Annotated in this window: 17 protein-coding genes; 10 read left to right on the forward strand and 7 right to left on the reverse strand. The window is 64.1% G+C overall.

Translation table 11 applies throughout. From position 1 onward, the window contains the following. Positions 1-36 precede the first annotated feature (36 nt). The 3 genes from purU to GB927_RS05730 are packed head-to-tail and all read right to left on the reverse strand — an operon-like array spanning position 37 to position 3141. Positions 37-927, reverse strand: a complete 891-nt coding sequence (purU, locus tag GB927_RS05720; protein ID WP_256115690.1) for a formyltetrahydrofolate deformylase — start codon at positions 925-927, stop codon at positions 37-39. 26 nt (positions 928-953) lie between these two features. Continuing rightward, complete coding sequence (gene folD, locus GB927_RS05725; protein ID WP_256115691.1) at positions 954-1847, reverse strand: bifunctional methylenetetrahydrofolate dehydrogenase/methenyltetrahydrofolate cyclohydrolase FolD; 894 nt, start codon at positions 1845-1847, stop codon at positions 954-956. Positions 1848-1863: 16 nt separating this feature from the next. After that, positions 1864-3141, reverse strand: a complete 1278-nt coding sequence (locus GB927_RS05730; protein ID WP_256115692.1) for a 2-methylserine hydroxymethyltransferase — start codon at positions 3139-3141, stop codon at positions 1864-1866. A gap of 137 nt (positions 3142-3278) precedes the next feature. Here GB927_RS05730 and GB927_RS05735 point away from each other — a divergent pair, with 137 nt between their 5' ends. From GB927_RS05735 to GB927_RS05760, 6 genes are all read left to right on the forward strand, one after another. Next, complete coding sequence (locus tag GB927_RS05735; protein ID WP_256115694.1) at positions 3279-4223, forward strand: LysR family transcriptional regulator; 945 nt, start codon at positions 3279-3281, stop codon at positions 4221-4223. 268 nt (positions 4224-4491) lie between these two features. Further along, positions 4492-5523 carry a transporter substrate-binding domain-containing protein gene (locus GB927_RS05740; protein ID WP_439655471.1) on the forward strand — a complete coding sequence of 344 codons (1032 nt, stop codon included), beginning with the start codon at positions 4492-4494 and terminating at the stop codon, positions 5521-5523. 70 nt (positions 5524-5593) lie between these two features. Beyond that, on the forward strand, positions 5594-6805 hold the full coding sequence (locus tag GB927_RS05745) for an ABC transporter permease subunit (protein WP_256115695.1): 1212 nt from the start codon (positions 5594-5596) through the stop codon (positions 6803-6805). Then, positions 6802-7923: an amino acid ABC transporter permease gene (locus tag GB927_RS05750; RefSeq protein ID WP_256115696.1), complete on the forward strand. Its 1122-nt coding sequence runs from the start codon at positions 6802-6804 to the stop codon at positions 7921-7923. Before GB927_RS05745 ends, GB927_RS05750 begins: the two co-directional genes overlap by 4 nt. Before the next feature lie 29 nt (positions 7924-7952). Next, a complete protein-coding gene (locus GB927_RS05755) occupies positions 7953-8711 on the forward strand; it encodes an amino acid ABC transporter ATP-binding protein (protein WP_305110712.1) in 759 nt (252 codons plus the stop codon). A 351-nt stretch (positions 8712-9062) separates the two neighbouring features. Further along, the gene (locus GB927_RS05760) at positions 9063-9551 is read left to right on the forward strand and encodes an RrF2 family transcriptional regulator (RefSeq protein WP_256115697.1); all 489 of its coding nucleotides are present in this window, start codon (positions 9063-9065) and stop codon (positions 9549-9551) included. 57 nt (positions 9552-9608) lie between these two features. Here the strand turns inward: GB927_RS05760 and GB927_RS05765 are convergent, their stop codons facing one another. Together GB927_RS05765 and GB927_RS05770 are read right to left on the reverse strand one after the other, a co-directional pair. Continuing rightward, positions 9609-10535 carry a pseudouridine-5'-phosphate glycosidase gene (locus tag GB927_RS05765; RefSeq protein ID WP_256115698.1) on the reverse strand — a complete coding sequence of 309 codons (927 nt, stop codon included), beginning with the start codon at positions 10533-10535 and terminating at the stop codon, positions 9609-9611. A 58-nt stretch (positions 10536-10593) separates the two neighbouring features. After that, positions 10594-11541, reverse strand: coding sequence for a carbohydrate kinase family protein (locus GB927_RS05770; protein WP_256115699.1), 948 nt, complete (start codon positions 11539-11541; stop codon positions 10594-10596). 230 nt (positions 11542-11771) lie between these two features. Here GB927_RS05770 and recA point away from each other — a divergent pair, with 230 nt between their 5' ends. From recA to GB927_RS05785, 3 genes are all read left to right on the forward strand, one after another. Further along, complete coding sequence (recA, locus tag GB927_RS05775; RefSeq protein ID WP_256115700.1) at positions 11772-12866, forward strand: recombinase RecA; 1095 nt, start codon at positions 11772-11774, stop codon at positions 12864-12866. A gap of 305 nt (positions 12867-13171) precedes the next feature. Continuing rightward, positions 13172-15835 (forward strand): alanine--tRNA ligase, encoded by a 2664-nt coding sequence (alaS, locus tag GB927_RS05780; RefSeq protein ID WP_256115701.1) that lies wholly within the window; start codon positions 13172-13174, stop codon positions 15833-15835. A 102-nt stretch (positions 15836-15937) separates the two neighbouring features. Continuing rightward, positions 15938-17170, forward strand: coding sequence for a GGDEF domain-containing protein (locus GB927_RS05785; protein WP_256115702.1), 1233 nt, complete (start codon positions 15938-15940; stop codon positions 17168-17170). Here GB927_RS05785 and GB927_RS05790 read toward each other — a convergent pair. Next, positions 17167-18834 (reverse strand): SulP family inorganic anion transporter, encoded by a 1668-nt coding sequence (locus tag GB927_RS05790; protein WP_256115703.1) that lies wholly within the window; start codon positions 18832-18834, stop codon positions 17167-17169. The two genes, GB927_RS05785 and GB927_RS05790, sit on opposite strands and share 4 nt — an antisense overlap. Positions 18835-19018: 184 nt before the next feature. Between GB927_RS05790 and GB927_RS05795 the strand changes: the two genes are divergently transcribed. Then, positions 19019-19876 (forward strand): AraC family transcriptional regulator, encoded by an 858-nt coding sequence (locus GB927_RS05795; protein WP_256115704.1) that lies wholly within the window; start codon positions 19019-19021, stop codon positions 19874-19876. Between the two features lie 30 nt (positions 19877-19906). On the opposite strand, the gene GB927_RS05800 is transcribed toward GB927_RS05795, so the two are convergent. Continuing rightward, positions 19907-20545 carry a glutathione S-transferase family protein gene (locus GB927_RS05800; RefSeq protein WP_256115705.1) on the reverse strand — a complete coding sequence of 213 codons (639 nt, stop codon included), beginning with the start codon at positions 20543-20545 and terminating at the stop codon, positions 19907-19909. Positions 20546-20651: the final 106 nt, after the last annotated feature.

Here is a 20651-nt window from a genome sequence, read left to right on the forward strand (position 1 = left end):
TTCCATTCTGGTTACGGCTTAGTCATAGCGGCTGGCTCAGCCCATGCGTTCGGAGACATAGGAACCCGGCGATGGCGGGAAGACGATCGTCTTGTTGCCGTTCACGAAGACACGGCCGTGAATATGGGCATGAATGGCGCGCGCCAAGACCTGGCTCTCCACGTCGCGGCCGAGGCTGACATAGTCGTCGGCGCTCTGCGCATGGGTGACGCGAACGGTGTCCTGCTCGATGATCGGGCCTTCGTCGAGATCGGCGGTCACATAGTGGGATGTTGCGCCGATGAGTTTGACGCCGCGCTCGAAGGCCTGCTTGTAGGGATTGGCGCCCTTGAACGAGGGCAGGAAAGAGTGGTGGATATTGATGATGCGGCCGGACATCCTGCGGCACATCTCGTCGGACAGGACCTGCATGTAGCGCGCGAGCACGATGAGCTCCGCGCCGGATTCCTCGACGATCCGCATCTGTTCGGCTTCGGCCGCGGGCTTGTTTTCCTTCGTCACCTTGATGCAATGGAACGGAATGTCGTGGTTCACCACGAGCTTCTGGTAGTCCGTATGGTTGGAGATGACGCCGACGATGTCGATCGGCAGCGCCCCGATGCGCCAGCGATACAGCAGGTCGTTCAGGCAATGGCCGAAGCGCGAGACCATCAGCACGACCTTGCGCTTGGCCGTTTCGTCGAAGAACTCGGCGTCGGCCGCATATCTTTCGACGATCTCCGCGAAACCCTCGCGCAGTTGCGAGAGCGTGCGGCCTTCTTCCGAATGGAAGCTGACGCGCATGAAATACCGACCGGTGCTCTTGTCGTCGAACTGGGCGCTGTCGGAAATGTTGCAGCCGTTCGTGGAAAGATAGTTGGCGATCGCGGCGGTCACGCCGCGGATCGAAGGGCAGGCGACGCGAAGCGCATATCGGTGGGTGGACATGGCTGGAATTCCTCTGGCTGCGCCGGTCAATCGGCGCTGATAGCGTTCAGGCGGCAGAAGGCCGTCAGGGTGTTGGAGAGCAGGCAGGCGATCGTCATGGGGCCGACGCCGCCGGGCACGGGCGTGATCGCGGCCGCGTGGCCGGCTTCCTCGAAAGCGACGTCGCCGACGATGCGCGATTTGCCGTCCACCTCGATGCGGTTGATGCCGACGTCGATGACCACCGCGCCGGGCTTGATCCAGTCGCCGCGAACCAATCCGGGGCGTCCGACTGCGACGACCAGAATATCAGCCGCCCGGCAGAGCGCCGGCGTGTTTTTTGTGCGCGAATGGGCGATCGTCACGGTGCAGTTTTCCGCAAGGAGAAGCTGCGCCATCGGCTTTCCGACGATGTTGGACTTGCCGATGATGACGGCGTGAAGGCCGGAAAGGCTTTGGCCGAGCCGATCCTTCAGCAGCATCAGGCAGCCGAGCGGCGTGCAGGGCACCAGCGCTGGCTGGCCGGTCGAAAGACGGCCGGCATTGGAAATATGGAAGCCGTCGACGTCCTTGTCGGGATTGATTTCCTGGATGACCGCGGCCGCATCGAGATGGGCCGGCAGCGGCAGTTGGACCAGGATGCCGTGCACGTCCGGATCGACATTGAGCCTGCCAATCAACGCCATCAGCTCGGCCTGTCCGGTGTCGGTGGCAAGCTCGTATTTGAACGAATGCATGCCCGCGGCCACCGTCTGGCGATGCTTCGAGCCGACATAGACGGCACTTGCCGGGTCGGACCCGACGAGCACGACGGCGAGCCCCGGAACCTTGCCGGTTCTCTGCCTGGCGCTTTCCACCCGCAGCTTGATGTCTTCGAGCAGCTCGGCAGCGAACCGTTTGCCATCGATGACGGCGGTGCCGGCGATCCTGTCCATTCCCATCATTGTTCCCCGATGATCATTGGGCGTAGACCGGGAAGGCCCGGGTCAGGTCTGCGACCTTCGCCTTGGCTCCGGGCACGATGTCATTGGCCTTGCCGGCCGCTTCCGCCTCGATGAGGTCGGCGATGATGGTGCCAAGCGTGCGCAACTCGTCTTCCTTCATGCCGCGCGTGGTGGCGGCGGAGACGCCGAGGCGCATGCCGACCCATTCGGGCGGGCGCGGGCTGTCGTTCGGGATCGGGTTCTTGTTCGCCGTGATATTGGCGCGCGCGAGAAGGTCCTCCGCCTGCTTGCCGTTGAGCCCCTTGCTCGACAGATCGACCAGGACGATATGCGTGTCGGTTCCGCCGGAGACGATGCGGATGCCGCGCTCGATCAGCGTTTCGGCAAGCGCGCGCGCATTGGCCTTCACCTGATGGGCATAGACCTTGAAGTCGTCGCGCAGCGCTTCGCCGAGGCAGATCGCCTTGGCGGCGAGCACATTGCTGTGCAGCGAGCCCTGGACGCCGGGGAAAACGGCAGCCTGCAGCTTCTTGAACCAGTCGGGGTTGTTGGTGAGGATCAGGCCGCCGCGCGGGCCGCGCAGCGTCTTGGTCGTCGTGCAGGTGACGATGTCGGCATGGGGGAACGGCGAGGGGTGGGCGCCGCCGGCAACGAGGCCCGCAATATGCGCCATATCGACGAGGAACCAGGCGCCGACCTTCCTGGCGATCCTGCCCATGCGCTCGAAATCCAGTTCACGCGGATAAGCCGAGCCGCCGGTGATGAGGAGGGTCGGGCGGACCTTTTCGGCAATGCGCTCCAGCGCGTCGTAGTCGATGACTTCGGTCTGTGGGTCGACATTGTAATTGTGCGATTCGAACCAGCGGCCAGACAGGTTGCCCTTCATGCCGTGCGACAGGTGGCCGCCGGCGGCGAGATCGAGCGAGAGAACCTTGTCGCCCGGCTTCAGCAGCAGGAAGAAGACGGCGAGGTTTGCCTGGGTGCCGGAGTGGGGCTGGACGTTGGCGTAAGCGCAGCCGAACAGTTCCTTCGCGCGGTCGATCGCCGCCTGCTCGACGATGTCGACGAACTGGCCGCCGCCGTGGAAGCGGTTGCCCGGATAGCCTTCCAGCGTCTTGTTGGTCATTTCATGCGCCAGCGCGTCGAGCACGGCGCGGCTGACGATGTTTTCGGACGCGATGAGTTCGATCTGGTCCTGCTGGCGCTTGCGCTCGTTGTCGAGCGCCTCGGCCACGAGGGGATCGCGCTCGTGAACCGAGGCGTTGAAATAGGCTTGTGTCTGTTCGGTCATGACCTGTCTCCCGGCGAATGCCGCTGTCTTGGGTTCGTCGGAAAGCTAGTCGGACGCTCATTCCAGAAAAAGTTAATAATATTTGCACATACGTTCTGATTTGCTAATCATTCAATCTCACGTCAGGGAGACGAATGATGGACCTCGCCCGCTTGCGCGCACTCAGAGAATTGTCGATCCGCAAGACGATGGCCGCCGTCGCCGAGGCGCTCTATGTCTCGCCCTCGGCCGTGTCGCAGCAGATCGCGCTGCTCGAACAGGAGGTCGGCATCGACTTGATCGAGCGCCGCGGGCGCGGTGTCGAGCTGACACCGGCCGGCAAGCAGCTTGTCGAGCGGGCCGAGCGTATCCTGATCGAGCTGGAATCGGCGCGAGCCGATATTGCGGAGCTGAAGAAGGTCATTGCCGGCGAGTTGCGGGTTGCCGCCTTTCCCTCCATCGCGGCGGCGCTGGTGGCGGGCGCGATCCAGGACCTGCACCGTCTGCACCCGCGCCTGACCGTGCAGTTCGATGAAATGGAACCCGCGGAAAGCCTGGCCGCCCTTCGAAGCTGGCAGACCGATCTCGCCTTCATCGACGATCTCAACGTGCCGCCCGGAGCGCTGGACCCGAACATCGAGACGATCCCGCTGATGGAGGACGTCTTCAACGTCATGGTCTCCCAGACGCACGCGCTCGCCAACCAGCCGACCGTCATGCTGCACCAATTGCGGGACGAGCGCTGGGCGCTCGACACCGCGTCTTCCACCTATAACCGGATGATTTCCGATGCTTGCCAGGAGGCGGGTTTCACGCCGAACATCGTGGCGCGCTGCAAGGGTTTTGAGGTGACGATCGCGCTCATTCGCGAGGGATACGGCATCTCGATCCTGCCCGGTCTACGCGCAAGCTACGACCTGGAGGACGTCTGGGTCTGCAAGGTCGTGCCGGAAATCCGGCGCAAGATTTCTCTCGCCTTCCGGAAGGGCGAGAAGAAAAGCCCGGCCGTGCAGGCCTTCATTGCCGAGGTCAACCAGCGGGTCGGCGGGCGCCGCCGGCCGACCTCCATCGTGGAGCAAGCGGCTAATGGGGAGGGCGGTTGACGGCACCGAAGCATGAATAAATCAACAGTTTTTCTAAGTGGTATGTAAAGTAGAATTAAGTAGACCTGTATAAACACGCCTCCTATCGTTCCCCTGTCGATTGATATGGGCCGCGCATCGGATAGCCGCAGCGACCTCAGGCCAACGACGGAACATCAGCTTCAGAACGGCAAGAGCCGCTGTTGCCCTATCGCCCAAGCACGTCTCGGCAACACCGGCTGTCCTGCGCGTTCACGCAGGCCAACTCGCGATAGAACAGGGGAATACAATGAATTTCAAACACATACTGATGGCCGGCACCTTTGCCGGCGCAGCCCTCGTGGCGAGCCACGCTTCCGCCTCTGTGCTCGATACCGTCAAGCAGCGCGGGACGCTGAATTGCGGCACCGACAACACGGCGCCCGGCTTCGGCTACCTCAACACCACGACGGGCCAGATGGAAGGGCTCGACGTCGATTTCTGCAAGGCGATCGCCGCCGCCGTTCTCGGCGATGCGTCCAAGGTCAAGTTCGTCACGGTCACGGACAAGAGCCGTTTCGACGCGGTGCTGACCAACCAGGTCGATGTCGTCTTCGCCCACACAACCATCAAGCCCGCCCGCGAATCCTCGATCGCCATCGATTTCCTGCCGATCAATTTCTACGACGGCACCGGCGTCATGGTGAAGACCGAGTCCGGCGTCGCGAAATTCGACGACCTCGACGGCGCCACCTTCTGCACGACGCAGGGCTCGGTAACCGAGACGGTGCTGACCAGCGCCTTCAAGGCGCGCGGCTGGACGGCCTCCAAGGTCCTGACCTACGAGAACCTCGAAAAGCTTTTCGCCGCGCTGAATTCCGGCCGCTGCAACGCCATGAGCACCGACAAGTCGGCGCTCGCCGCTTGGGCCGGCAACTCGCCCAAGCCGGCCGATTACCTCATCCTGCCCGACACGCTCGACAAGTCGCCCTTCGGCGGTTTCGTCGTGGCGAATGATTCCAGGTGGCGCAATGCGCTGCGCTGGTCCTCCTACGGCCTGTTCCAGGCAGAAGAATCCGGGATTTCGCAGGCCAATCTCGATGAGAAGCTGAAGAGCGAGGACCCCTTCGTCCAGAAATTCCTCGGCGTGGGCGGCGGTTACGGCAAGGATTTCGGCCTGCCCGACGACTTCGTGGCGCAGGCGATCAAGGCCGTCGGAAACTACGGCGAGATCTATGCGCGCAATCTCGGCCCCGACACCAAGATGTTCCTCGACCGCAAGGGCACGCCGAACGCGCTCTGGACCGAGGGCGGCGCCATCTATTCGCCCCTCTGGAACTGATCCCTCTGCCGCGTGAGCCGAGGCGGAGCCCGTCTGCCTCGGCTTTCTTTCGAGCGTCTGGAACTGCGATATGACCCTGGAACATACGAACGCGACCGGCCTCACGGTCGAGCGTGACTTGACAGTGGCGCGACGGCGGCGCAACCGGATCCGATATCACGCCACGCAGCTTGCCGTGGTCGTTGCGGCATTGGCCCTCGTCGTGCTCTTTGCCGTTGCGGTCAAGGAGGGGTTGGCGCGGCATGGCATCAAGTTCAGCTTCTCGTTCCTCTGGGATGCGGCCGGCTTCGACATCAGCGAGGGCAAGACCTTCGTCTTCGATAGCGGATTCTGGCTTGGTTTCAGCGATTTCACGTCGGACCGCTCGATCGCCCAGGCCTTCGTCGCGGGCATCGTGAACACGATCAAGGTCGCGGTGCTTGCGATCGTGCTCAGCACGGTGCTCGGAACCCTGCTCGGCGTCGGCCGTCTTTCGACCAATTGGGTGGTTCGCAACCTTTCCTTCTGGTGCGTCGAGTTCGTTCGCAACACGCCGCTCTTGATCCAGCTCGTCTTCTGGTATTTCGCCGTCGTCCTGCATTTCCCGCCGATCGCCGCCGCCGCGAAATTCTACGGCGTCATCATCAGCCAGCAGGGCCTCTATGTCCCGGCGCTCACATGGCAGGGCGAGGGCTCTGCGGTGGCGATTGCGCTCGCAAGCGCCTGCTGGGTCGCCGTGCTCGGGCTGGTTTTCGACAGGCACAGGACGACCCGCTGGATTTGTCTCGGCGCGCTCGTCGCTCTGCCGTCCCTGATGCTTGCCACCGGCACCCTGGCACTGGACTTCCCCGTCGCCTCGAAATTTCAGGCGAGCGGCGGCACGAGCATCAGCCCGGAAATGGCGGCGCTGCTTCTGGCTATCGTCTTCAACAGCGCGTCCTATATCGCCGAGATCGTGCGCGGCTCCATCGATGCCCTGCCGAAAGGCCAATGGGAGGCGGCGGCGTCGCTCGGCCTTGGCCGGCGCGATACCGTCAACGATATCATCCTCCCGCAGGTCTTCCGGGTCGTGCTGCCGTCCTTCGGCAACCAGTATATCAGCCTGACGAAGAACACTGCGCTCGGCATCGCGATCGGCTATCCGGAACTGTTCAACATCTACGGCACCATCGCCAACCAGACCGGCCACAGCCTCGAAGGCATCGTCATCGTCATGGCGTCCTACCTGATCCTCAGCTGGATCATCAGTGCGGCCGTCAGCTGGGCTGACCGCCGCCTGAGCAATCCCGGAGCAATGCGATGATCGCACGATCCCTGACGTGGTCCCGCCACAACCTTTTCGGTAAGCCTTTCGATGTGCTGCTGTCCCTCACAGTCATTCCCGGCACTCTCTGGCTGATCTACCAGGCCGTTGCCTGGGCCGTGGGGATGGCACAGTGGGATATCATCCCGCAGAGCCTTCGCGTGCTGATGATCGGGATTTTTCCGGCGGACCAGGCCTGGCGTTCCTGGGTGGCGGTTGCCATCATCGCGGCGCTGCTGGGCGCCGCACTCGGATGCGTCTTCGCCTTCCGGACCCGCCATGCCGGGTTCTTGGCGCTGGTTCTCGCCATATTGGTATCGATGACGGGCGTGAACACCCTTGCTGCGCTCACCGCCGTTTTGGTGATCTTCGCCAGCGCCTGGATCCTGACCTCTTATGTGCCGATGTCGCGCAGGGTGCTGATACCGGCGAGTTTTACCGGGCTGATCGCCATCTTCGCGGTCATGTCGCCGCCCGGTGCCGGCCTCTGGGGCGGCCTGCTGCTCAGCGTCCTGCTCACCCTGGTCACAGCAGTCCTGTCCTTGCCGATCGGCGTCCTGCTCGCCTTCGGACGACGCAGCCGCTTTTCCAGCCTGCGCATGATCTCTACGGCCTATATCGAGGTGATGCGCTCGGTCCCGCTGATCCTGGTCGTCTACTGGATCTGGATTCTGATGCCGGTGCTGACGCCCGAGCTCAACCTGGCGGATGTCGTGCGCGGCATGGTCGGCTTCACGCTGTTCTATTCCGCCTACGTCGCTGAATATGTGCGCAGCGGCTTACAGGCCGTGCCGCGCGGCCAGACCGAAGCCGCCCGTTCGCTCGGCATGAGCGAATTCGATATCAACCGGTCGATCGTTCTGCCGCAGGCGCTGCGCGTCGTCGTGCCGCCGCTCGTCGGCAACGTGCTCGATATCTTCAACGCCGCGCCGCTGGTCTTCATCATCGGGCTTACGGATTTTCTGCGCGCCGGCCAGATGATCCTCGCCAATCCGCAATATGGCAACCGCACCTACGAAGTCTATTCGTTCCTGTTCTTCACCTATTTCCTCGTCGGTTCGCTCATCACCTTCGTCGCCCGCAAGCTCGAGGCCCATCTCGCGCGAGGCAGCCGATGACCGACGCCAATACTCCAGGAGCCACCCCGATGAACACCATCGTCGACATGAAAAACCTCAACAAATTCTACGGCAGCCATCACGTTCTGAAGGACGTCGATCTGTCAGTGTCGCGCGGCGAGGTGGTGGTGGTGATCGGCGCGAGCGGATCGGGCAAATCCACGCTCATTCGCTGCGTCAACGGGCTCGAAATGTACCAGAACGGCAGCCTGCTGGTCGATGGCTACCAGATGCCGGTCGAGGAGGATCGGCTGCTGGGCGGCGAGAAGGAGCTTGTCGCCATCCGCAAGGGCGTCGGCATGGTTTTCCAGCAGTTCAACCTGTTCCCGCACAAGACGGTGGTCGAGAACATCACTATAGCGCCGATGCGCGTGCGGAAAAAATCGAAGGACGAAGCCGAGGCGACGGCGCTCAAGCTCCTGGAACGCGTCGGCCTAAAGGCGCATGCCTATAAATATCCAGGCCAGCTTTCCGGCGGCCAGCAGCAGCGCGTCGCCATCGCCCGCTCGCTCGCCATGGAACCGCACCTGATGCTCTTCGACGAACCGACCTCCGCGCTCGACCCCGAAATGATCGGCGAGGTGCTCGACGTCATGCGCGAACTCGCCGCCGACGGCATGACGATGATGATCGTCACCCACGAAATGGGTTTCGCCCGCGAAGTCGCCGACCGCATCGTCTACATCGACCAGGGCGCGATCCTCGAAATCGGCAAACCGGACGAATTCTTCGACAACCCAAAGAACGACCGCGCCCGCTCTTTCCTTGCACGCGTGCTGAAGCATTGAGGCGCTATGACGCGGCATATTGCAAGCCGCTCTCTTCGCCGCTATACGGACCAAGAAAATTAGCGATAAAAGGCAAGCTTGCCAAAGTTGTAAAGAGTAGAAATTACCGTTGGTGTTCAACGGTATATGGGGTTTTGGATCTCTTCACTCCGACCGTCGGCAAGGCCTTGAGCTTTCAGGCTTCCGGCATTCTCCTTTCAACGCAAATTTTACTCGTTAGCGCTCCTTGGGCTTCCGTGCTCAGGATAAAGAATCCGCCGTTGCGCCGCTCCGGAGAAATCTCCTCACCCCGCCGTTTACAAAAAGCATAGAATACGGATAATAAATATCCTTATTGCGCGGATGGGTTTGATGATCCTCAAGAGCCAAGTCGAATGGGCACTGCACTGTTGTGCCATTCTCGCCGGACTTCCAGAGGGGCGTTATCTTTCCACCAAGGCTTTGGCCGAATTCCATGGCCTGCCGAAGGAATATCTCTCCAAGGCGTTGCAGAGTCTGTCCCAGGCGAAGCTGGTCGAATCGACGCTGGGGCCGAGCGGCGGTTATCGCCTCGCCCGCCCGACCGCGGAAATAACCTTTCTCGATGTGGTAGAGGCGGTGGAAGGCAAGGAACGGACCTTCGCCTGCAGCAATATCCGCGCCAACAATCCCTGCCGTCCCGAAGGTTATTGCGAGGCCGGCCCCTGCGCGGTCGCCCGCGTCATGTGGGATGCGGACGAGGCATGGCGCGCAAAGCTGCGCAGCGTCAGCCTCGCGGCACTTGTCCAGACCCTGGAGCAGGAAATCCCGACCACGCTCTGGCAGAGCAGTTTCCAATGGGTGTTGAAACGCGCGGGTTGATCCAGGTCGGATAAAAGCGGAGGCGGCGGCCGGCGCAAACCGGCCACCTCCGGATCGTCAATCCACCAGCGCCACGGCGATTTCCGCCGCCAGTCGTGCGTTGTTCTCGACCAGCGCGATGTTCGTCTTCAGGCTGCGGCCGTCCGTCAGGCGGAAGAGGCTGTCGAGCAGGTAGGGTGTCACGGCCTTGCCGGCGATCTCGTCGCGTTCGGCATTGTCGAGCGCGCGGGCGATGTAGATCTCCATTTCCTCGCGCGGGATTTCATCGGCTTCCGGCACGGGATTGGCGATCAGCATGCCGCCGTCGACGCCGAGCTGGTCGCGCACCGTCTGGAAATTGGCGATGGCCGCCGGGCTGTTCAGCGTCAGCGGGCTCTTCAGCCCCGAATCGCGCGACCAGAAGGCGGGGAAGACCGGGCTGTCATAGGTGACGACCGGTACGCCGCGGGTTTCCAGCACTTCCAGCGTCTTCGGGATGTCGAGGATCGCCTTGGCGCCGGCGCAGACGACGATGACGCCGGTGCGCGACAGCTCGTCGAGGTCGGCGGAAATGTCGAAGGTCTCTTCGGCCTTGCGGTGCACGCCGCCGATGCCGCCGGTGGCAAAAACCCGGATGCCGGCGCGCGCGGCACCGATCATCGTCGCGGCGACGGTGGTGGCGCCCGTGCGCCGCTCCGCGATCGCGAAGGCGAGGTCCGCGCGCGACAGCTTCATGGCGCCTTCGGTCTTCGCGAGCGTTTCGAGCGTCGCATCGTCGAGGCCGATATGCAGCACGCCGTCGATGACGGCGATGGTCGCCGGCACGGCGCCTTCCTCGCGGATGATGCGCTCGACGCTGCGGGCCATGTCCAGGTTGCCCGGATAGGGCATGCCATGGGTGATGATCGTCGATTCGAGCGCGACGATCGGCGCGCCGCGCGCCTTGGCGGCGGCAACTTCTTCCGAATATTGCATCGGCAGGAGGGCGGAGGCGGGTCTGGTCATGCTGGATCCTTGCGGAAATCTGGTCGAATTTTCAGGCGGAATTTTCGGCAAGAAAGTCTCATGCCATCCATTCGGCCTGGGGCACAAGAGAAAGTGCGGCGGCAAGGGCCGCCTGCGACATTTCTTCAGCCACGGCCAGCGGCGAGCGCACGGTGATCGCGGCCGCCGCTACGCCATGGCGCAGCGCTTCGCCGAAATCCCGCCCGGCAAGCCAGGCGCTGATGAAGCCGGAGGCCAGCGAATCGCCCGCACCGGTGACGTCGCCGAGCGCGGGGATTTCGGGCGGCGTGACCAGCACCGCGCCCGTCGCATCGAAAGCGATCACGCCACGCCCGCCACGCGTCACCACGCCCGCGGCGAGGCCTGCGGCGCGCAACGCCTTCGGCCAGTCGGCCGGGTTTTCCGGTGTAGCCCCCGTCAGCGTGCGTGCCTCCGCCTCGTTCATGAACAGGAAGGCGAGGGCGGAAAGGGTTTGTTCGAACCGCACGACCTTGGCCGGCGAGATGGCGATACCGGCGATCGGCACTCCGGCCGCCGCCGCGGCCTTCGCCATGGCGGCGAGCGTTTCGGCCGGCAGGTTGGCATCCGTGAGGATGAGGCCGGCCGCCGCGACCGCCTCGCGCATGGCCCGCTGCTGCAAGCGCCGCGGCGAGAACAGCCGGTAGAGGTCCATGTCGGCGAGCGCGATGACGAGGTTGCCGTCACGTTCGATGATCGCCGTATAGCTCGGCGTCGCCCGGTCGAGGAAGGTGAAAGGGGTGTCCTCGATGCCCGCCGCCGCTGCGGCCGCCGCGACGATGTTGCCGTCCGCATCGCCGCCGCGCGGCGAGACGAGCCGCACCGCATGCCCCAGCCGCGCGAGGTTGCGCGCCGCATTGAAGGCGCCGCCGCCCGCTTCCACGAACCAGCCGCCGGGATTGCTCGCCCCCGGCGTCGTCTCGCCGGCAATGCGTCCGCGCCTGTCCACATGGGCGCCGCCCATCACCAGTATCGTCTTTCCCGTCATCGTCTTCCTTCGCACCCGCCCGATTCGGGCCCGAAGGCCCGGCACCAGGGCGGGTATACGCTTGTTCCTGCGTGACTTTATCCCACCGAAACGAAAATAGAACACGCCCCCGATTCACAAAAACATTCAAATGGATAAATGCACCTTGCGAAATGAGAACAAAATGTGTACATAGCTTTCATCGGCGGGTTCGTTGCCTGTCTTGCTTCAATAACCTAAAGGTGGACGGAATGGCACAGAACACTTTGCGGCTCGTAGAGGATAAAGCAGTGGATAAAAGCAAGGCACTCGAGGCGGCACTCTCCCAGATCGAGCGCTCCTTCGGCAAGGGCTCCATCATGAAGCTCGGCGGTAAGGACAGCGTCATCGAGATCGAGACGATCCCGACCGGTTCGCTGAGCCTCGACATCGCGCTCGGCGTCGGCGGCCTGCCCAAGGGCCGCATCATCGAGATCTACGGCCCGGAAAGCTCGGGCAAGACGACGCTGGCCCTGCAGACCATTGCGGAAGCCCAGAAGAAGGGCGGCATCTGCGCCTTCGTCGACGCCGAACACGCGCTCGACCCGGTCTATGCCCGCAAGCTCGGCGTCGATCTGGAAAACCTCCTGATTTCGCAGCCCGACACCGGCGAGCAGGCGCTGGAAATCACCGACACGCTGGTGCGCTCCGGCGCAATCGACGTGCTCGTGATCGACTCGGTCGCCGCGCTCACGCCGCGCGCCGAAATCGAGGGCGAGATGGGTGAGAGCCTGCCCGGCCTCCAGGCCCGCCTGATGAGCCAGGCGCTGCGCAAGCTGACGGCCTCGATCTCCAAGTCGAACACGATGGTGATCTTCATCAACCAGATCCGTATGAAGATCGGCGTCGTCTATGGTTCGCCGGAAGTGACGACGGGCGGTAACGCGCTGAAGTTCTACGCCTCCGTCCGCCTCGACATCCGCCGCATCGGCGCGGTCAAGGAGCGTGACGAGGTCATCGGCAACCAGACCCGCGTCAAGGTCGTCAAGAACAAGATGGCGCCGCCCTTCAAGCAGGTCGAGTTCGACATCATGTATGGCGAGGGCGTCTCCAAGACGGGCGAGCTCGTCGACCTCGGCGTCAAGGCCGGCATCGTCGAGAAGTCGGGCTCTTGGTTCTCCTATAACAGCCAGCGCCTCGGCCAGGGCCGCGAGAACGCCAAGACGTTCCTGCGCGACAATCCGGATCTCGCCAACGAGATCGAGACGTCGCTGCGCCAGAATGCCGGCCTCATCGCCGACCGCTTCCTGGAAAACGGTGGCCCTGATCCGAACGATTCCAGCGACGACGACGCCGCGGCAATGTAATCGCCGCGCAACGCCCGCAAGAATATCGAAAAACCGGCCTCTTCTTCGTGAAGGGCCGGTTTTTTGATGTCTGGACAGGTGCCGAGGCGGGCGATAAAAGCCTTCAGTTCTCGCGCGCGACCAGAGGTTTCCGGCCTTCCGCAAGACAGGCGGGAGGCGCGCAGTTTCGACGGAATTCGTGGGTGGATGGCCTTCACGGACATTCCGGGCGGGCACTCTACGGCGTTGCGCCGTCGTTGCGGGACAATTGGGTGGGTAATGCGCCGGTTTTCAGGTGCAGACGGTGCAGAGATGAAGGACGCGATATGAACGGCGTGAATGAAATCCGGTCGACTTTCCTCGACTATTTCCGAAAGAACGGACACGAGGTCGTGCCGTCCAGCCCGCTCGTGCCGCGCAACGACCCGACGCTGATGTTCACCAATGCCGGCATGGTGCAGTTCAAGAACGTCTTCACCGGCCTGGAATCGCGTCCCTATTCGACGGCGGTCTCCGCGCAGAAATGCGTGCGCGCCGGCGGCAAGCACAACGACCTCGACAATGTCGGTTATACCGCGCGCCACCACACCTTCTTCGAGATGCTCGGCAATTTCTCCTTCGGCGACTATTTCAAGGAGCGCGCGATCGAGCTTGCCTGGAACCTGATCACCAAGGAATTCGGGATCGACAGGAACCGCCTGCTCGTCACCGTCTACCACACCGACGACCAGGCCTTCGACCTCTGGAAGAAGATCGCCGGGCTTTCCGACGACCGCATCATCCGCATCGCGACCAGCGACAATTTCTGGGCGATGGGTGATACCGGCCCCTGCGGTCCCTGTTCCGAAATTTTTTACGACCATGGCGATCATATCTGGGGCGGCCCGCCCGGCTCGCCGGAAGAGGATGGCGACCGGTTCATCGAGATCTGGAACCTCGTCTTCATGCAGTTCGAGCAGATCACCAAGGAAGAGCGCGTCGACCTGCCGCGCCCGTCGATCGATACCGGCATGGGCCTGGAGCGCGTCGCGGCCCTCCTTCAGGGTAAACATGACAACTACGACATCGACCTCTTTCGCGCGCTGATCGACGCTTCCGTCGAGGCGACCGGCGTGAAGGCCGAGGGCGAGGCGCGCGCCAGCCATCGCGTCATCGCCGATCACCTGCGCTCCTCCGCCTTCCTGATCGCCGATGGCGTGCTGCCGGCAAAGGACGGTCGCGGCTACGTGCTGCGCCGCATCATGCGCCGCGCCATGCGCCACGCGCAGCTGCTCGGCGCCAAGGATCCGCTGATGTGGAAGCTGCTTCCCACGCTCGTCGGCGAGATGGGCCGCGCCTATCCGGAACTCCAGCGCGCCGAAGCGCTGATCTCCGAGACGCTGAAGCTGGAAGAAACCCGTTTCCGCACCACGCTGGAACGCGGCCTGACGCTGCTTTCCGACGCAACGACCACGCTCGGCAAGGGCGACATGCTGGACGGCGAGACCGCCTTCAAGCTCTACGACACCTACGGCTTCCCGCTCGACCTGACGCAGGACGCGCTGCGCGCTCGCGAAATCGGCGTCGATCTGTCCGGCTTCACCGATGCGATGGAGCGCCAGAAGGCCGAGGCCCGCTCGCACTGGGCCGGTTCCGGCGACAAGGCGACCGAGACGATCTGGTTCGAGCTCAAGGAAAAGTTCGGCGCGACCGAATTCCTCGGCTACGACACCGAGACCGCCGAAGGCGTCGTCCAGGCCATCGTGCGTGATGGCAAGGCGGTCGATGCTGCTTCCGCCGGCGACGAGGTGCAGCTCGTCGTCAACCAGACGCCGTTCTACGGGGAATCCGGCGGCCAGATGGGCGATACGGGTGTCATTTCCGCCGACAATGCCAAGCTCGACGTGTCGGACACGCAGAAGAAGGGCGAGGGCGTCTTCGTCCATGTCGCGACCGTCAGGGACGGCACGCTGAAGGTCGGCGACGCGGTGGCGCTCACCGTCGATCACGCCCGTCGCTCGCGCCTGCGCGCCAACCATTCGGCGACCCACCTGCTGCATGAGGCGCTGCGCGAAGTCCTCGGCACCCACGTCGCCCAGAAGGGCTCGCTGGTCGCGCCCGAACGCCTGCGCTTCGACGTCTCGCACCCCAAGCCGATGTCGGCGGAAGAGTTGCGCGTCATCGAGGACATGGCCAACGAGATCATCGTGCAGAATTCGCCGGTCACCACCCGCCTGATGACGGTGGACGACGCGATTGCGGAAGGCGCCATGGCGCTGTTCGGCGAAAAATACGGTGACGAGGTGCGCGTGGTCGCCATGGGCACCGGCGTGCGCGGCGCCAAGGCGAACCGGCCCTATTCGGTCGAGCTCTGCGGCGGCACGCATGTCGCGGCCACCGGCGAGATCGGCCTCGTGCGCATCCTGTCCGATAGCGCCGTCGGCTCCGGCATCCGCCGCCTTGAAGCGCTGACGGGCGAGGCGGCCCGCGCCTATCTCGCTGAGCAGGACGAGCGCGTGAAGGCGCTTGCCACGACACTGAAGGCCCAGCCCGGCGAAGTGCTCGCCCGCGTCGAAGCGCTGGTCGACGAGCGCCGCAAGCTGGAGCGTGAACTGACCGAGGCGAAGAAGAAGCTGGCGCTCGGCGGCGGCGGCACGAGTGGCGGCGACGATGGCATGCGCGAGGTCGCGGGTGTCAAATATCTCGGCAAGGTCGTCACCGGCGTCGAGCCGAAGGATTTGAAGAGCCTGGCGGACGAGGGCAAGAAGAGCCTCGGTTCCGGCGTCGTCACCTTCGTCGGCGTTTCGCCGGACGGCAAGGCAAGCGCCGTGGTCGCCGTGACCGACGACCTGACCGGCCGCTTCAGTGCTGTCGATCTGGTGCGCCGCGCCTCCGAGGCGCTCGGCGGAAAGGGCGGCGGCGGACGGCCCGACATGGCGCAGGCCGGCGGTCCGGACGGCGCAAAAGCGGCCGACGCCATCGAGGCGGTCGCCGGTGCCATAGCCGGCTGACGAAAGCTTTTTCACGGTAGAACGGCGGGCCTTGCCCGCCGTTTTCGTTTGCGAAGTCTTCAACGTTTCCGCCTAGCCTGTCGGCCGTGCGGAGTGTGTGTATTGATTGAAGACGTCATCAGCATATCGACTTTGATGATCTGTACTTTCCTGGCGACGACTGTCGTCGGGATTTTCATGTTGCAGGTCTGGCTGACCGACCGGCGGCATGCGGCAGCGGCGGGGTACTGGTGCCTTTCCATGTGGGTCGGCTCGCTGTGCACCATCCTCTTTGCATTGCGTCCAGTCGGACCGCCGCTCCTCACCGTTGGGCTGGGAAATGCACTTGGCGCCTGCGGTTATGCCTTGATGTGGGCCGGATTCCGCGTCTTCGATCGCCGCCGTGTCTATCCTGCCGTGGTGCTGGCCGGTCCCCTTGCGTGGTCGCTTCTTTATTTGCTGGTGCCGCCGGTGACGGGTGACGTGAACAATCGCATCGTCGTGATCTCGGTAATCATCACCGCCTATTCGTTGTGGATTGGCGCGGATATCTGGCGCGAACGCCGCACCGAACCGCTGCCGACCCGCGTACTTGCAGCATTCTTCTTCCTGTCGCACGGCATCATCTATTCGCTGCGCATCCCCATGGCGATCCTCGCGCCCGCACCCATTGAGCACGGCACCGCCTATTCCGCCTGGTTTGCGATCTTCTCGCTGGAGCTATTCGCCCATACGATTCTCGCCGCCGTCGCCATGCTGGTGCTCATCAAGGAGCGCGGCGAGGCGCTTTATCGCAAGGCGTCCCGCACCGACGCGCTGACGGGCATCGCCAATCGCGGCTCCTTCCTGGACGACATGCAGAAGCGGCTGGCCGACCGTTCGCCCGGCACCCTGATGATCTTCGACCTCGATCGCTTCAAGGCGATCAACGACACGCATGGCCATGTCGCGGGCGATATCGTGCTGAAACGGTTTTCCGCCCGCATTTCCGCCGGGCTGGAGGCGAACATGCTGTTCTGCCGCTTCGGCGGCGAAGAATTCGCGCTTTACGCGCCGGGGCATGACATCGCGCGCGCCGAACAGTTCGCCGAAGGGCTGCGGCGCGAGGTCGAGGCGCTCGCGATCAGCAACGAGGGCCGCGACATCGCGGTTTCCGTCAGCATCGGGCTTGCCGATGTCGCCACCTTCGGCACGGATTTCGACCGCCTGCATTCGGCGGCCGATGCCGCGCTCTATGCGGCGAAGGAGGGCGGGCGCAACCAGGTCATGCGCGCAGTGCCCACCGCCGGCCTTGCCGATCTCGCGGAGCGCATGCGCGCACCCGTCATTTCCCCCGTCGGCATCGCCATCGGCTAACGCGCGGCAATCTCGTCCATGGCCGCGTCTACCGTCGCGGTGAAGGTGACGCGCGGCGGGTGCAGCTCGTGGGCTTCCAGCATGCGGCGCATGTCGGGTTTCAGCCCGGTGATGAAAACGCGCACGCCGGCGCGTTCCGCCTTGCGCACCAGGCCTTCGATCACGCTCGCCGCCGTCGAATCCAGCAATGGCACGTCCGCACAATCGAGCACGAAGGTACGGCGCTGGTCGGCGATGCGGTCGAGTACGGAGCCGACGCTGGCCGCAGCACCGAAGAAGAACACGCCGCTGATGCGGTAGATCACCGTATCCGGATCGTTCGCGACGACGGGCCGCTCCGGCAGGCCGGTGTCCTCCCCGGCATTCTCGATGGCCCGCACGATCTGCGGCACCGTCTCCTCGCGGATGTTCACCGCCTTGCCCATGCGGTCGATGAACAGCACGGCGCCGAGCAGGAAGCCGACGACGATGCCCTCCGTCAGGTCGCGGAAGACGACGAGCAGGAAGGTGACGGCGAGCACCGCCGCGTCACCCCGCGACGAGCGGAAGAGGGCGGCGATGGCGGGCCGTTCGACCATGTTGAACGACACGACCGCCAGCACGCCGGCGAGCGCCGCGAGCGGAATGTAGCTTGCGAGCGGTGCGGCGACGAGCATGAAGAGCAGCAGGAAAACCGAATGCAGCATGCCGGAAACGGGGCTGGTGGCGCCGGAACGCACATTTGTCGCCGTGCGGGCGATCGTGCCCGTCACGCAGATGCCGCCGAACAGCGCCGAGCCGATATTGGCGAATCCCTGCGCGATCAGCTCCATGCTGGAGCGGTGGCGCCGCCCCGTCATACCGTCGGCGACGACAGCGGAGAGCAGCGATTCGATGGCGCCGAGCAGCGCGAAGGCGACCGCATCGGGCAGCACGGCGATGACGAGGTCCGGCGAGAAGGACGGCAGCGCCGGCACCGGCAGGCCGCGCGGAATGCCGCCGAAGCGGGTGCCGATCGTATCGGCCGGCAAGGAGAGGAGGGCGGTTGCCGCGGATGCGACGGCGACGGCGATGAGGAGATTGGGCCAGGCGGGACGGAAACGGCGCAGCAGCAGGATGATGGCGATGGTCACGCCGGCAACGCCGAAGGCGGCGGGGCTGAAGGTCGGCCGTGCCGCCCAGAGTGCCGCGAGCTTTTCGAGGATCGGTCCCGGCTCCTGTCCGCCAAGCTTCAGGCCGAGAAGTTCGCCGATCTGGCTGGCGAAGATGATGACGGCGATGCCGGCGGTGAAGCCGACCGTCACCGGATAGGGAATGAACTTGATGAATTTGCCGAGCCGCAGGTAGCCGGCGAGCGCGAGAATGATGCCGGAGAGGAATGTCGCAAGCAGCAGGCCTTCGACGCCGTGCCGCGCGACCGTTGCCGCGACGAGCACGATGAAGGCGCCGGCCGGTCCCCCCACCTGGAAGCGGCTGCCTCCGAGTGCGGAGACGAGGAAGCCGCCGACGATCGCCGTATAGAGGCCGCGGTCGGGCGTGACGCCGGAGGCGATGGCGATCGCCATGGAGAGCGGCAACGCGACGATGGCGACGGTGAGGCCGGACAGCACGTCCGCCTTCAGCCGCGCCGGCCCGTAACCCTCCGCGAAAACGCTGGCGAGCTTTGGCATCAGGGTATCGGTCATGGGGCGCCTCAGGAGGCCGGTGGAAGGAGAAAGGCTGGCCGGCGAGGGCATCTCACGCCGAGTCGCCCGTTTTTGCAATGACGGACGTCAAAGCCTTGTGAAAATTGCAAGGCAAGGCAGAAGCGCAGGATTTGTGAAATCGCCGCATGCTTGGTTGAATGCGTTCCGACGAAAGAGGTGCGGCATGGGCGAGAATGAAATCTGGGCGAGCTACGAGAAGCGTCTGTCGCGCGTATCCGCCTATATCTACGATCATCTGGACGAGGATATCGACCTCGACCGGCTGGCGGAGATCGCCTGCCTTTCGGCGCATCACTGGCACCGCGTCTACCGGGCCGTGCACAACGAAACGCTTGCGGCGACCGTCCGCCGGCTTCGCTTGCACCGGGCCGCGGGCGACCTGGTGCGGTCCGACCAAACCGTACGGGACATCGCCGCGCGATGGGGCTACCCCAATCTCCAGTCGTTCACGCGCACCTTTGCGGCTCACTATGGCATGCCGCCGGCGCGCTACCGGCGGGAGGGGAGCCATCGCGCCTTCGAACCGCAAAGCGGCAAGGAGCCGACCCGCATGTACGACATCACCATCCGCACCCTACCTGAACAGACGCTGCTCGGCGTTCCCCATGCCGGGTCCTATATGGGCATCGGCAAGGCCTTCGAGGCGCTTTACGGCGCGCTGTTCTCTCGCAACATCTTCCGGCCGGACATGCGCATGGTCGGGGTTTTTCTCGACGATCCGGATCTCGTGGCGGAGGACAAGCTGCGCTCCTTCGCCTGCGTCACGGCGAAGGAAACCGTTTCAGCCGAAGCGCCGCTGGTTCGCCGCACGCTTGCAGGCGGCGATTATGCGGTGCTGCGCCACCAGGGACCCTACGCCAATATGGGCGCGGCTTACCGCTGGCTCTACGCCACCTGGCTGCCGGCCTCCGGCCGCTCCATCCGCGACGAGGTCATGTTCGAGACCTATCTCAACAATCCGCGCGAGGTGCCGCCAAGCGAGCTTTTGACGGAAATCCACCTGCCGCTTCAGCCGGCTTGATGATGAAGGCGGGGCGGGTGAAAACCCGCCCTAGCCGGCCTTCGCTGCCGCAAGCTGGCGGTGCATTTCCTCGTCGTCGATGGCAGTGGCGCGCTTGCTCGCCGGGCGTTCCTTCAACCGGTCCCAATAGGCCTTGAATTCCGGCCGGGGCTCCAGCGAGCCGAACTGGAGGCCCCAGCTGATATGGGCGCCGACATAGACATCGGCGGCGGTGAAGCTGTCGCCGGTGATGTAGGGATGCCGCGTGACGGCATAGGCGAGGGTGTCCATCACCGATTCGTAGCTGCCGCAGCCGATGCTGCGGTGGCGCTCCTTCGGCACCTCCAGCCCGAAGGCCTTGATCGAGACCGCCATTTCCAGCGGCCCGGCGGCGAAGAACAGCCAGCGGTAATAGTCGCCGCGCTGGTCGGTCGGCGGCGCAAGGCCGGCTTCCGGAAAGGCATCGGCGAGATAGGCACAGATCGCGGCGGCTTCCGTCACGATGGTCTTGCCGTGGCGGATGCACGGCACCTTGCCCATGGGGTTGATCGCCAGATAGTCGGGCGATTTCATCGATCCGTCGAAGGTCAGCCATTCCGTGCGATAGGGCGCGCCGACTTCCTCCAGCATCCAGCGCGCAATGCGCGCACGCGACATGGGATTGGCGTAGAAGATCAGGTCCTCGGCCATGCTGTTCTCCTCTCACAAATGGTGGACGGGAGGATAGGGCGCGGGGTTGCCGCCGCAAGGGAAGGACAAAGAAAAAGCCCGGCGCGAGGCCGGGCTTTCGGTAGGC

Origin of the sequence: Shinella lacus, assembly GCF_010994755.1 — a bacterium.
Classification (GTDB): domain Bacteria; phylum Pseudomonadota; class Alphaproteobacteria; order Rhizobiales; family Rhizobiaceae; genus Shinella; species Shinella lacus.